13 protein-coding genes and 2 tRNA genes are annotated in these 12,130 nt (G+C 57.7%); 8 read left to right on the top strand and 7 right to left on the bottom strand.

What is annotated here, in order from left to right:
* Window positions 1-114 precede the first annotated feature (114 nt).
* Window positions 115-1,323: a UbiH/UbiF family hydroxylase gene (locus tag GH784_RS15165; RefSeq protein WP_065702430.1), complete on the top strand. Its 1,209-nt coding sequence runs from the start codon at window positions 115-117 to the stop codon at window positions 1,321-1,323.
* On the opposite strand, the gene GH784_RS15160 is transcribed toward GH784_RS15165, so the two are convergent.
* Together GH784_RS15160 and GH784_RS15155 are read right to left on the bottom strand one after the other, a co-directional pair.
* Window positions 1,307-2,245: an AEC family transporter gene (locus tag GH784_RS15160; protein ID WP_003515770.1), complete on the bottom strand. Its 939-nt coding sequence runs from the start codon at window positions 2,243-2,245 to the stop codon at window positions 1,307-1,309. The genes GH784_RS15165 and GH784_RS15160 overlap by 17 nt on opposite strands.
* Window positions 2,246-2,280: 35 nt before the next feature.
* Window positions 2,281-3,027 (bottom strand): cytochrome c biogenesis CcdA family protein, encoded by a 747-nt coding sequence (locus GH784_RS15155; protein WP_025593718.1) that lies wholly within the window; start codon window positions 3,025-3,027, stop codon window positions 2,281-2,283.
* A gap of 341 nt (window positions 3,028-3,368) precedes the next feature.
* Here GH784_RS15155 and GH784_RS15150 point away from each other — a divergent pair.
* The 3 genes from GH784_RS15150 to GH784_RS15140 all read left to right on the top strand — a co-directional run bounded on the left by GH784_RS15150 (window position 3,369) and on the right by GH784_RS15140 (window position 5,373).
* Window positions 3,369-3,444: transfer RNA gene (locus GH784_RS15150), tRNA-Lys, on the top strand.
* Between the two features lie 310 nt (window positions 3,445-3,754).
* On the top strand, window positions 3,755-4,336 hold the full coding sequence (locus GH784_RS15145) for a DUF1003 domain-containing protein (RefSeq protein WP_065702429.1): 582 nt from the start codon (window positions 3,755-3,757) through the stop codon (window positions 4,334-4,336).
* 557 nt (window positions 4,337-4,893) lie between these two features.
* Window positions 4,894-5,373 (top strand): pyridoxamine 5'-phosphate oxidase family protein, encoded by a 480-nt coding sequence (locus GH784_RS15140; RefSeq protein WP_236735593.1) that lies wholly within the window; start codon window positions 4,894-4,896, stop codon window positions 5,371-5,373.
* A gap of 11 nt (window positions 5,374-5,384) precedes the next feature.
* On the opposite strand, the gene GH784_RS15135 is transcribed toward GH784_RS15140, so the two are convergent.
* The 3 genes from GH784_RS15135 to GH784_RS15125 all read right to left on the bottom strand — a co-directional run bounded on the left by GH784_RS15135 (window position 5,385) and on the right by GH784_RS15125 (window position 8,125).
* Entirely contained in the window at window positions 5,385-6,128 is a 744-nt protein-coding gene (locus GH784_RS15135) for a glycosyltransferase family 25 protein (protein WP_065702428.1), read from the bottom strand.
* Window positions 6,129-6,271: 143 nt separating this feature from the next.
* Window positions 6,272-7,528, bottom strand: coding sequence for a YcbK family protein (locus GH784_RS15130; RefSeq protein WP_065702427.1), 1,257 nt, complete (start codon window positions 7,526-7,528; stop codon window positions 6,272-6,274).
* A 156-nt stretch (window positions 7,529-7,684) separates the two neighbouring features.
* A complete protein-coding gene (locus GH784_RS15125; RefSeq protein ID WP_003515949.1) occupies window positions 7,685-8,125 on the bottom strand; it encodes a VOC family protein in 441 nt (146 codons plus the stop codon).
* A 190-nt stretch (window positions 8,126-8,315) separates the two neighbouring features.
* On the opposite strand from GH784_RS15125, the gene GH784_RS15120 reads away from it, so the two are divergent.
* Entirely contained in the window at window positions 8,316-8,894 is a 579-nt protein-coding gene (locus GH784_RS15120) for a cold-shock protein (RefSeq protein ID WP_013636345.1), read from the top strand.
* Window positions 8,894-9,379 (top strand): DUF192 domain-containing protein, encoded by a 486-nt coding sequence (locus GH784_RS15115; protein WP_019567113.1) that lies wholly within the window; start codon window positions 8,894-8,896, stop codon window positions 9,377-9,379. The genes GH784_RS15120 and GH784_RS15115 overlap by 1 nt, the downstream gene beginning before the upstream one ends.
* Window positions 9,380-9,438: 59 nt before the next feature.
* Here the strand turns inward: GH784_RS15115 and GH784_RS15110 are convergent, their stop codons facing one another.
* Entirely contained in the window at window positions 9,439-9,687 is a 249-nt protein-coding gene (locus GH784_RS15110; protein WP_003515953.1) for a BON domain-containing protein, read from the bottom strand.
* A gap of 211 nt (window positions 9,688-9,898) precedes the next feature.
* Between GH784_RS15110 and GH784_RS15105 the strand changes: the two genes are divergently transcribed.
* Together GH784_RS15105 and GH784_RS15100 are read left to right on the top strand one after the other, a co-directional pair.
* The gene (locus GH784_RS15105; protein ID WP_003515956.1) at window positions 9,899-10,168 is read left to right on the top strand and encodes a DUF982 domain-containing protein; all 270 of its coding nucleotides are present in this window, start codon (window positions 9,899-9,901) and stop codon (window positions 10,166-10,168) included.
* A gap of 583 nt (window positions 10,169-10,751) precedes the next feature.
* Window positions 10,752-11,894 carry a ceramide glucosyltransferase gene (locus tag GH784_RS15100; protein WP_065702426.1) on the top strand — a complete coding sequence of 381 codons (1,143 nt, stop codon included), beginning with the start codon at window positions 10,752-10,754 and terminating at the stop codon, window positions 11,892-11,894.
* Window positions 11,895-11,948: 54 nt separating this feature from the next.
* On the opposite strand, the gene GH784_RS15095 is transcribed toward GH784_RS15100, so the two are convergent.
* Window positions 11,949-12,025: transfer RNA gene (locus tag GH784_RS15095), tRNA-Pro, on the bottom strand.
* Between the last annotated feature and the right edge of the window lie 105 nt (window positions 12,026-12,130).

The raw sequence follows: 12,130 nt of genomic DNA, 5'->3' as shown, positions 1-12,130 counted from the left end.
GACTAATATAGCGGTACAACCAACGAATGTTTACGCCGGGATGTTCCGGGGTCAAAGTGGATTTACCCGCGCAAAGCCTTTATGATGCCTTGGAAATAACAACGGATCAGGACCATGAGACACTTCGATATCGCCATCACTGGTGCGGGACTTGCGGGCCAGATTGCGGCCATAGCGCTTGCGCGGGCGGGCCGCCACGTGGCGCTTGTTGCGCCCCCCAGCGAAAAGAAGGACCGGCGCACGACGGCGCTGATGGACCAGTCGATCCGCTTCATGGACCGCCTAGGCCTCTGGTCGCGCATAGCCCCTGCCGCAGCCCGTCTTTCCACCATGCAGATCATTGACGGCACCGACCGCCTGCTGCGCGCGCCCACCGTGCAGTTCCGCTCCTCTGAAATCGGGCTGGATGCATTCGGCTGGAATATTCCCAATGAGGCGCTGCTTGGCGTGCTTAGCGAAGCGGTCGAACAGGAACACAGTATTACCCGCTTCGAAACCACCGCCGAGACGATTGATATCGGCAACGACCGTGTATCGTTAACACTTGGCGATGGTGAAGCGCTCTCCGCAGATTTTCTGATCGGCGCGGATGGCAGGAAGTCGATGGTGCGGGATGCAGCCGCAATTGGCGTCAAATCCTGGTCCTATCCGCAGACGGCCATCGTTTTGAACTTCAGCCATAGCCGGCCGCACGGCAATGTCTCGACAGAATTCCATACGCCCACGGGACCTTTCACGCAGGTTCCCCTGCCCGGCGACCGCTCCAGCCTCGTCTGGGTTGTCACTCCAGCGCAAGCGGAAGAGCTGACGGCACTGCCGCTTGAAGCGCTCAGCCTCAGGGTGGAGGAGCGCATGCAATCCATGCTCGGCGCCGTTACGGTGGAAGACAGCGTGCAGGCATGGCCACTGTCTTCCATGACCGCGCATCGCTTCGGCAAGGGCCGCGTCGCCCTGATCGGCGAGGCTGCACATGGTTTCCCGCCCATCGGCGCACAGGGTCTGAACCTCAGCCTGCGCGACATCATCGCCCTCACCGACCTGCTCGGCGCCGTCTCCGACCGCCCGATTGCGGCGGATGCCGGCAGTAGCTTCGACCGCAAGCGGCGGGCGGATGTCTACACCCGCACCCTCAGCGTCGATCTCCTCAACCGGTCGCTGCTTTCCGATCTACTGCCGGTGCAGATGGCGCGTGCGGCTGGTCTGCATGTGCTATCCGGCATCGGCACGCTCAGAAGCATGGTCATGCGCGAAGGCATCGAGCCGGGGCGCGGGCTGAAGGCCCTGCCCTCGCTGCTGTTCGGCAGCTTCAAAAAGGCTGGATGAAATAAACCACGCCCGTCAGCGTGAAGACCGAAAGCACCGTCGAGATCAGGATCGTCGCCGACGCCCTCTCCTGCCAGACGTGATATTGCTGGCCGATGACGAAGACATTTGTCGCGGTCGGCAAGCCCGCAAGCAGCACGGCGGAATAGATCCATACCGGTTCGAACCGCCCGAGCGACGAGAGCACAAGATAAGCGGCAAGCGGATGCAGGATAAGCTTTGCCGGGACGATATAGCTGATTTCGACCGGCACCCGCTTCATTGGCCGCAGCGCCAGCGTGACACCCATGGCAAACAGAGCGCAGGGTGCCGCCGATTGCGCCAGATAATCCACCAGCCGCTGCACCGCCTCCGGCGGCTGCCATGAAAGCGAAGCGGCCAGAAAACCGGCGATTACCGACACGATGAACGGGTGAGTAATGACCTTGCGCGCCACATCCAGCGCAAGCCTTGCTGCAGAGCGCTTGTCACCGCCCGCAACCGCCATCATCGCCGGTGCGACGATGAAATGGGCGGCGTTTTCGAGACAGACGATCAGCGCGACGGGCACTGCCGCTTTTTCACCGAGCGCCAGAAGCGCAAGCCCCGGACCCATATAGCCAATATTGCCGTAGCTTGCCGCGAAACTCTGGATCGTCGTTTCGGCGAGATTGTTCTTTCTCACGAACCGGCCGATCAGGAACACAGCCAAGAAAATGCCGTAGGTGCAGGCAAGACTGGCGGCAACGAAATCCATGCGCGTCAGTTCTTCCACCGGCGTTTTCGACACCAGCTTGAAAAACAGCGCCGGAAGCGCCGCATAGATGATGAAGGTGTTCAGCCAGCCCATCGCCTCGACCGGCTGTTTCGTTATGCGCGCCGCGCCGTAGCCGATGAAGATCAGGCCGAAAAACGGCAAAAGCAATCCGACGATATCGGCCACAGTCTTTCCCCCGCGTATGAAATACGCGGGGAGGCTTAGCCGATTTTCATCAGGATCGGAAAGGTCTCCTGGAACCAGATCGCCACATTGGTGATGAAACCGGTCATGAAAGCGAGGCCGGTGAGCACCAGCAACACACCCATCAGCTTTTCCACAAGACCGAGATGGCGGCGGAAACGGACGAGGAAACGCATGAAGGAACCGGAAAAGGCTGCAGCAATCCAGAATGGCACCGCAAGGCCAAGCGAATAGACCGCAAGCAGCATCGCGCCATCTCCAACCGTGTCACGCGAGGCGGCAACGCCGAGGATCGCGCCGAGGACAGGACCGATGCAGGGCGTCCAGCCGAAGGCAAAGGCAAGGCCCATGACATAGGCGCCGGAAAGCGTAGCCGGTTTGCCCGCCCCCTGAAACCGCGCCTCACGCGAAAACAGGCCAATGCGGAAAACACCGAGAAAGTTAAGGCCCATCAGGATGATGATGAAACCGCCAATCTTGGCGAGAATATCGAGGTTCTGGCGCAACAGCGTGCCGATCGTCGAAGCACCGGCACCCAGCGCCACGAAGACCGTGGCAAAACCGAGCGTGAAGAAGAAAGCCGAAAACAGCACGGCCCTGCGGATTTCAGGCCGCGGCGCGGTATTCTCCGTCCTGAACTGCTCCACCGAAACACCGGCCATATAGCAGAGGTAAGGCGGCACCAACGGCAGGACGCAGGGCGACAGAAATGAAAGGGCACCGGCCAGAAGCGCGCTGAACAGGGAAATATCGGCAATCGACAAGAAAGAACTCCGCATTGACGCATGTCTCCCAAAAGCGGGAATCGGTTTTGGGATAACGTCACGCGCAAAAAGATCAGCAAGGCACGTCGCGATTCCCGAGATTCGCCGCGTTTCACGCTCTCATTTTGGCGCATGCCATTGCCGCAAAACGATTTCACCCGTTTGCCAGACATGTCTGAAGCCGCTTTTATCCCCAGCCGCCCCCTCTCTCCAATCACCTTTTCGGGGGTGCGACAAAAAAAACCGGATTGATTGTAGAAAGCGCTTTTTTTGGGTTGACCGAACGGATCGCTCTACCTATGTTCCGCGCACTTCCGAAGGGCATCCCAGCCCCGACACGGGAGAGCGTAGCTCAGCCGGTAGAGCAACTGACTTTTAATCAGTAGGTCCAGGGTTCGAATCCCTGCGCTCTCACCACCTTTATCAAAGATATCAGTAAGTTAAGACGCATAATGCCCATCGATATGTTCGCTGGCGGTAACGATATGCGCTTGCGCCGCGTGACTTGAAGTTGCGTTACGACAGATCTCGTCCCTGAAACTGCCTCCCAGAAGAACGCAAATCGCCGCCCTCCCTGACACGCCGTCCCCTGGCTCGCGAACCGGCCGATAAGGCAGCTCAATGCAAAGCATGGTACGATGGCGTGTGCTAATACCTGATCCGTGTAGGGGCGACCTTCGGTCCGGAGGCGGTCGTCGGAGTGACGCGAGCCAAGGGAGAAAGAACGATGGCAACCCGTATCGAAGACGACAGTGACATGCTCATACCTCAGGACCTGGCGGAGGGAGCGAGCCGTTATCTGGGGAAACCGCTTGAGCTGCTGCCGGACAGGGAAAAAGCAATATTTCGTCGTCTTGCAGCAAGGCGCACCATCTCGGCGGACGCGAATGCGGTTTTCGACGAGAGACTGACGCCCGGCCAGCGGCTTGCGGATGCGGTTGCCAAATTCGGTGGTTCCTGGACCTTTATCCTTATATTTGCGGCTTTGCTTGCGATATGGCTGAGCGCAAACATCATCGCGGCTTCGAACGCCTTCGATCCCTACCCGTTCATTTTCCTCAACCTCATCTTATCCATGCTCGCAGCGGTTCAGGCGCCGGTGATCATGATGAGCCAGAACCGACATGCGGCCAAGGATCGGATCGACGCCGCACATGACTACGAGGTCAATCTGAAGGCAGAGATCGAAATAATGGCGCTGCACGATAAGTTCGATCGGATGCGCTCTATCGAGCTGAAAGCCCTCGTCGATAAACAGCAGCAGCAGATCGACCTTTTGACAAAACTCGTGCTGAAACAACCAGGCTAGAAAATTTACGACAAAATACGGAAAATCGCGCCCGCGCGCCGATTCCATGTGCAACGGAACGCGCTTTGTGTGCCGGTGGTACAGTAGCAGCTGCAGCACTTCATGGATGGTTTCCAGACAAGCTATGTGCTTGCGCATCCCTCATATAGAGCGCAGAATAAATCAATGGCAGCATTTGAAGCGGGCGCTGTTATGTAAAGGTGCATCTGCCTTGGCCCCAACCAAAGGAGGACGAAATGTCTTCCACCAATCGAAAACGAAATGTCGATCCAGATCGTGCGCCACTGCTCGTCAAGGCGATCGACAGGCTTGAAAAGGGTGCTGCAACGTTATGCGGTTCGTCGAAATTCGACGCGTGCAGGCCAGTTCTGATCGCCGCCATTCGACGTGGTTCCGGCAGGCGTAAACCAATCCCGGCTGCGTCGGCTCCTCACCATAAGAACCGGGACATATTTCAGTCTACCCAAAAATCCGGAAGCCCGGCTGTCGAGAGATGGGAAAATGAAGGCGGCGCGATCAGATGATCGTTGTCGCCTGCCCAGAACGGAGTGATCATCATGGCGTCAAGTGTCCATCTGGAAGAAATGACATCGGCGGAATGCATCGCATTCCTTTCCCGGATGAGCTTCGGGCATCTTGCCTGTATCGATCATGACAGGCCCTATGTGGTGCCGATCCATTTCGTGTTTCACGAGGGTGGAGTCTACAGCTTCTCGATGATGGGAGCCAAGATAGAGAATATGCGCCTGAACCCTCATGTTTGCCTTCAGGTTGATGAGGTCAAAAACACCAGCACATGGACAAGCGTAATTCTCCATGGCCTCTATCAGGAGCTTGAAGATAACGAGCAATGGCAAAGCGAGCGGATCTACGCCTGGTCTCTGATCCAGAAACACCCGAACTGGTGGGAGCCGGGAGGCTCAACGATCCATCCGCACGAAAATGGAACAGACTCCACCAAGCCGATTTTCTTCAGCATCCAAAAAGAAAGCCTCACGGGCCGCAAAGCGGTCCAGAGGGAAGATTTCGTGCGTTAAGCGGCCTCCCTCTACAGATAGGCGTACACATACCGCGCAATATTGTCATAAAAACTGGAGAGATAGGCTGGCACCCGGTTCAACCGGGCAAATTTGCTGCCGCGATATTCCGCGCGCGTGCCGACCAGCGTGTCCGGATCGCCGAAAGGCAGAAAATCTTTTTCGGTGACGTATACATGCGTGCCGTAACCCCAGCCGCATTCCAGCGCCCGGTCGAAAGGCAGCGTCATCACCCTTGCCGCTTTCAGAAACTTCTCCGCTCCACCGCGTGAGATGATATAGCAGGCCGACGATCCCTGTGGCCCGTATATGCAGCGCCCCAGCTTGTCTCCGAGAGCGCTGGTCTTCCTAGCTCTGAAACCTCTGTGGCGGTGATTGGTCAGCTTTACGATGGAATTCTCAGGCATGATCGCGATCATTGCCTTGACCCGATCGGAGAAGTCAGGCGTGAAGGCAACATCATCCTCAACGATCACGGCAACCGGCACATCCGTGGCGAGGAATATCTCCAGTGCCTTGATATGGCTGGCATAACAGCCATACTCCCCAGGCAAGGCATGACGGCCGTTGCGAAGCTCAAAGCCGCGCCTGTTAAAATCCGTCCATTCGGCAGCGGGAATGGTCTTACCGTCAACACCTTCCACCGGGCGCAAATCTAGCCCAAGACCTGATGCTCCGTTCAGCATCTTTTCAAGACGGGCGCGCGCTCTGGCGATGGAGATGATGTAAACGGGAAAAGCGGATATCGGCAGCATTCGGAAAGCACCATGCGCATAGGGTCGGGAAACCGTCTCCTACAGCATGTGGCGCACCCTGTCTGCATGCCGTGATTTCCATGCCGGCAGAATTTCGGGCGAGCAACGCGCAAGCTTTGATGGTTCGAGAATGCGGCGCGAGATTATTTACGCGGGGCGGTGCGGCGGCAGCGCCAGTTCCAGTCTCTGGCTTCGCCCGTATCCATGTGAACCGATTCGGTGTGGCAATAGGTGCCTACACCACCACGCTGCGGCATCGAGCGCAGATAGGACGCAAGCTCCCATTTGGAAACGCCCTTGATCTGGATGTCGGCTGCATCGCAGGTGTAGTGCTTGGAACCCTGCCTTATGCCCTTTGGCGGGCGATAACCCGAGGTGACGATGGCCGGGCTGTTGTAGTGGCGCTCGACATCCTTGATCATGCGCACCAGTTCCGGCTTGAAACAACCGACTTCAACATGATCGGTCTGCAGGAAAAGCCCGTTCGGAGAAACTCGGGTGAGGCCGGAGAGCGAGGCAAGCTTCATCAGGCCGGCCGGCTGGTCATCCTCGTCTTCGAGATGCGCATCGTCGAATTCGTCAGACATCATCGAACGGCCGGAAAGCGCTATACCCATCGTCCTGTCCGATCCGCCGGAGAGCGCCGCAACCTGCGTATTCTCCGCCGTACCGTTTTCGATCATTTTCGGAAGGCGCTTCTTGGCCGCACCGGCGAAGAAAGCTGCCAGCGGCACTACTGTGCCCTCACTTTCCTGCCCCTCGCCTGCCCGTTTTGCGGCTCCAGAAGACTGTGCTGAAGCAGCTGCGAGCTGTTCCGACGCATTTTGCGGCGCTGGTACGGGAACCGCCTGACGGTTTTCGCTGTGCTGTTCTGCCGGTACCGGCACGGCAGTCGGCACTTGTCCCGTTGCGGATACCGGTTGCGGCTGTGTCGCCTGCACTGGTGCCGAATAGACGCTGCTGACGGCGGGCGCGATCCCCTGGGAAGGTGCGCCCGCTGCGGCTGTAGCTCCCGCCGCAACGGCAGGTCTGCTTGAATATATGCTTGATGTACCCGCGGAAATCGCCGTCGGCTGCGTCGTCAGGCCGCCAATATCGGCGGCGGCACCGTAGCCTTGTGCGGGGCCACCGGGCGCCTGCGGCTGGGCCGCAACGGCCCCGCCGGTTGCGGAGGCCACGGCGGGATCCACGTAATGCCCCTGCTGCTGTTTGGCGGCCGGACTATGAACCGCCGATGCCGCCTGCGCCTTCTGCTCGGCGGAAATCGCCGGCTTTTTGCTGTTGGCAGCCATGTCGTCATCCGTCACCGCTGAAACGCATCCGGCAAGCCCGAGCAACGAAACCGCGACAACAAGACGCTGACAGGCAACGCGTCCTTTCGCGCTATCGACAGCTTTCATGGGTGGCCTCCGTATCTTGCATTTACAACAGCAGCACGGGAACGGAATCGTCTGCTTTTTCAAAACAGGCATGCCGTTTCGATTCGCGGACTATGCCTCAACCCATCCGGACAAGGCAAGAGTGACCGAAATCGTCGCTTCTGGTCGGGAAAACCCCTACCAGGAACCCGTATTCTGCATAGATATCCACGGTTCGGCTGGCGCGAGGCTTTCGCCCTTCTGCAAGATTTCGAAGGAAATACCGTCGGGCGAACGAACGAAGGCCATGTGACCGTCACGCGGCGGCCGGTTGATCACGACGCCATTTTGCTGAAGGTGGGCACAGAAGTCGTAAATATTGTCGACCTCATAGGCCAGGTGCCCGAAATTGCGGCCGCCGGTGTAATCTTCGGTGTCCCAGTTGTAGGTGAGTTCAAGGGAAGGCGCCTTTTTTTCCCGCGCCGCAGAGATATCGTCGCGCGCTGCAAGAAAAACCAGAGTGAAACGGCCTTTTTCGTTTTCGATCCGGCGTATTTCCTCGAGACCCATCAGGTCGCAATAGAATTTCATTGATTCGCCAAGGTCTTTGACGCGAACCATCGTGTGCAGATACCGCATTTTCTTCCTCTCCAATACGCTTTTCCGGGCCATAAACGCATGATCGCAAGCCCCGGACAAGGACGGCGACATAAAAGCAGCTACGCAAATCAAAAACTAGGGCTTGCGTGGAACCGTTACCAAGATGTTAATCTGGTACACAGGAATCAGTTGACCGGTGTGTGGCGCGTAATCGAGGGGTTGGCAGGATATGGCTGATAGGATGTCATCGAAAACGATAGTCGATGTCGAGGACCTTTCGGCCGATGCCGTGGACCTGACCGAAATCACCGGCGCGGTGAAATGGTTCGACGTTGCCAAGGGTTTCGGCTTTATCGTGCCTGACAATGGCATGCAGGACGTGCTGCTGCATGTCTCCTGCCTGCGTCGCGATGGGTATCAGACCATTCTCGAGGGTACGCGCATCGTTGCCCTCATCCAGCGGCGTGACCGCGGCTTTCAGGCCTTCCGCATCCTGTCGATGGATCAGTCCACCGCCGTTCACCCGTCGCAGCTGCCGCCGGTGCGCACCCATGTGCAGGTTACGCCGTCAAGCGGGCTTGAGCGTGCAATCGTCAAGTGGTTCAACCGCACCAAGGGTTTTGGCTTCTTGACGCGCGGCGAAGGCACTGAAGATATTTTCGTGCATATGGAGACGCTGCGCCGTTTCGGCCTCACGGAACTGCGTCCGGGCCAAGTGGTGCTGGTGCGCTTCGGCGATGGCGACAAGGGTTTGATGGCGGCGGAAATCCACCCCGACAACCCGGCCCCGATCGGGATGTCGCACTGATGGCCGCTGTGTTTCGCAACTTGATGAAGAGCGCCGTTCTGGCGCTTCTTTTTTTCACGCTCTCAAGCGCAGCACAGGCTCAACAACAGCAGACGTTTCAATCCGAACCGCTGACGATAGAGACCGCCTCCGGAGAAACCCACGAATTTGTTGCGGAACTGGCGCTGGACAACGCCCAGCGCGAACAGGGCCTTATGTTTCGCAAGTCCATGCCGCTTGGAAGCGGTATGCTGTTCGATTTCGGCAAGGAGCGGGATGTAGCCATGTGGATGAGGAATACTCTCATTCCGCTCGACATGCTGTTCATCGCACGGGACGGGCGCATAACCCATATCCACGAAAACGCCGTGCCACATTCAGAAGCGATCATCAGCTCCCGTGGGTCGGTCAAATTCGTGCTTGAACTGAATGGCGGCACTGCCAAACGCTACGGCATCAAACCGGGCGATGTGGTTCGCAGTGCACAAATCGGCAACCGGAAATGACATTGCCGCGTTACTGCGTCTGAAAAGGCCGGACGACGTTTCGCCCGGCCGGCAAGATCTCAGTAGACCGGCTCGATATGGCTCAAAATCCGGCAATTGGAAATGGATGCGGCAAGATTGATGGCAATGTCGATTGCCTCGACCGAATCCGCCGTCCCTTCAAGATAGATCACGTCATTTTCGACGGTTGCGGAAATCCGCGACTTCTCGAGACCGTTTTCGAAAGCCAGTGCAGAGGTGATGGCCTCGCACACACCCGCCATGCGGTCTCCAAAAAAGCTTTCCTGAATGCCTGACAAATTGAACATGTGCGTTCTCCTTCTTGGCTGTTACAACGCCCGAATCACGGTTTTGTTCATCTCCGGTTCATCAATTCGTTCATCTTCCATTCATCTTGGCAAATTGGAACCCCCTGCCCGATCACATTTTAGGTGATCGGGAACCATTTTGTGAGGTGAGCATTTCGCGCATGGGAGTGAAATCTGCCGTCAAGGCGCATGAAACAGGGAGGAGAATGACATGCTGATTAACAAAACGGAGCCGTGTCACCACGCCTCGTGGATGAAGCCGGTGGCGATCCACCTGCCGCTATCCGCAGCGGTGGAAATCTACAGCCCTCTGGTGGCGCTGGACATGTTGATGTACCGCTGGCCGGACGAACACGGACCGGAATATGAGGACGCACGCAGGAACTGTCTCGATGCTATCGCCGGAAAATGCGACATCGAAAAAGCGCGGGAATCGTTTCTGGTCGCAAGCAGCCACGCGCATATTCTGAACATCCACTAGCTCGTCAAGCGGAAAGCTTTGTGAATATTATCGACTAAATATCAATCACTTACGGTGATGACAACCGGATGAGCGGCAAGTCGATCTGCGTTCATCAACATGGCTCCAGAGGTCAAAACAACGGGCAATCCACCTGCGTGGATCGCCCGTTTGATTGAAGCCTGAGCTTCGTCCTATTCAAATGGCCGGGCGCACAGGGATCGGGAGGTTGCTGTGAGATACACCGTCTTAATTTTCCCCATGCACCGGCAGTCAATACTCGGATAGATTTCTGTCTTACAATCGGTGTTTCGACGTGACTATTCCTGATAGCGCGACACGCCCGCTTCGTCGTTATGGCATTCAACCAGGCAAACGACCGTCTCCCCTAGCGAAGAGGTAGTCTGCAAAAACCGTTCACGCTTTCTCGGTAACAAACGCGGCATCGACCCGTGCGCCAGGGGCGCATGAACGACCGAAGTCGGATCCTGCCTGCGGAACATGACATGTAACTGTCATGCAAACGTTATAATCCGCAATGACGAATTCCATGGAATCGGTTGGCGGGTAAACCGCTGAAAGCTTGGGAGTGGAACTGGCCAGCATGGAAACTGTTTTTGCCCTTTGCGCAATTCTGCTCCTCGCCTTCAATCTTCTCGGCGTCGTTCTGGCAGGCTGGCGGCTGAAAAGATGCGATACGGACAACGCACTTGTCCGGCAGAAACCGCCGGTATCACTGGTGGTGCCGCTGCGCGGCATCGAAACTTTCACACCGCTGACGCTGTCGCGCGCCTTCCAGCTCAACTGGCCGGACTATGAGCTTCTGTTCTGCGTCGCCGACGAGTTCGATCCCGTGATCGAGGAAGTGCGCAAGGCAAGCGCGGCCTTCCCCGCAGTTTCAGCGCAATTGCTCATCGGCGATGATCGCATCAGCGCCAATCCCAAACTGAACAATTGCGTCAAGGGCTGGCGTGCTGCCCGGCACGAATGGGTCATTCTGGCCGATTCCAATGTTTTGATGCCGCAATCCTATATCGAAACCATGATGTCGGCCTGGCGGCCGGATAGCGGACTGGTCTGCTCGCCACCGCTCGGCTCCCGGCCGAATGGCTTCTGGGCGCACGTGGAATGCGCCTTCCTCAACGGCTCGCAAGGCCGCTGGCAATATGCGGCGGAAGCCATCGGCATGGGCTTCGCGCAGGGCAAATCGATGTTGTGGAACAAGCCATTCCTGGAAGAGCGCGGCGGCATCCGCGCGCTCGCCGCCGAAATCGCCGAAGATGCCGCTTCCACGAAGCTGGTCAGAAATGCCGGCCGCAAGGTACACCTGGTGTCGGCCCCGTTCGAGCAGCCGCTCGGACAGCGCCATGCCGGTGAGATCTGGTCGCGGCAGACCCGCTGGGCGCGGCTGCGGCGCGTCACCTTCCCGCAATATTTCGCCCCGGAAATCCTCACCGGCGCGCTTCCCCCGCTCCTCTTCGCACTTGCTGCCGCCGTTGCCGCGGATGTGAACCTTGCCGTCACCGCGATTGCCGTACTCGCCATCATGTATGGCCCGGAACTGGCGCTCGCAGCTCTCAACCGGTGGCCGGTATCCCTCTATACCCTTCCGGCAATGGTCGCGCGGGATGTCATCATGCCATTCGTCTGGGTACGCAGCTGGATCGGCAGCGCGGTTGCATGGCGCGGCAATGTCATGACGATCGGCACGGCCGAAAGCACATTGGCCGGACCTTCAGCGGACTGAACGGAAGCTTTTATTTGAAGGGGTTACACCGACAAGCGAATGTTTCGCTTTAAATGGTCGGAGTGGAGAGATTCGAACTCCCGACCCTCTGGTCCCAAACCAGATGCGCTACCAGACTGCGCTACACTCCGCCGAGGCGATGGCTGGGGAATACACGGTTCACCCGCAGTCCGCAACAGGGAAATTCATCTTTGTTGAGCCCATTGTCTCGATTGTTGAAAACTCATGCAACGCGA

The organism is Agrobacterium tumefaciens (assembly GCF_009649785.1).
Taxonomy (GTDB): Bacteria; Pseudomonadota; Alphaproteobacteria; order Rhizobiales; family Rhizobiaceae; genus Agrobacterium; species Agrobacterium tumefaciens.
This window is presented reverse-complemented; position numbering and strand designations above follow the sequence as displayed.

Coding starts and splice junctions, on each gene's coding strand:
- GH784_RS15135 (WP_065702428.1), bottom strand. CDS start 6,128: ATGCTGCCGATATCCGCTTTTCCCGTTTACATCATCTCCATCGCCAGA.
- GH784_RS15105 (WP_003515956.1), top strand. CDS start 9,899: ATGCTGATTAACAAAACGGAGCCGTGTCACCACGCCTCGTGGATGAAG.
- GH784_RS15145 (WP_065702429.1), top strand. CDS start 3,755: ATGGCAACCCGTATCGAAGACGACAGTGACATGCTCATACCTCAGGAC.
- GH784_RS15140 (WP_236735593.1), top strand. CDS start 4,894: ATGGCGTCAAGTGTCCATCTGGAAGAAATGACATCGGCGGAATGCATC.
- GH784_RS15115 (WP_019567113.1), top strand. CDS start 8,894: ATGGCCGCTGTGTTTCGCAACTTGATGAAGAGCGCCGTTCTGGCGCTT.
- GH784_RS15165 (WP_065702430.1), top strand. CDS start 115: ATGAGACACTTCGATATCGCCATCACTGGTGCGGGACTTGCGGGCCAG.
- GH784_RS15100 (WP_065702426.1), top strand. CDS start 10,752: ATGGAAACTGTTTTTGCCCTTTGCGCAATTCTGCTCCTCGCCTTCAAT.
- GH784_RS15110 (WP_003515953.1), bottom strand. CDS start 9,687: ATGTTCAATTTGTCAGGCATTCAGGAAAGCTTTTTTGGAGACCGCATG.
- GH784_RS15120 (WP_013636345.1), top strand. CDS start 8,316: ATGGCTGATAGGATGTCATCGAAAACGATAGTCGATGTCGAGGACCTT.
- GH784_RS15130 (WP_065702427.1), bottom strand. CDS start 7,528: ATGAAAGCTGTCGATAGCGCGAAAGGACGCGTTGCCTGTCAGCGTCTT.
- GH784_RS15125 (WP_003515949.1), bottom strand. CDS start 8,125: ATGCGGTATCTGCACACGATGGTTCGCGTCAAAGACCTTGGCGAATCA.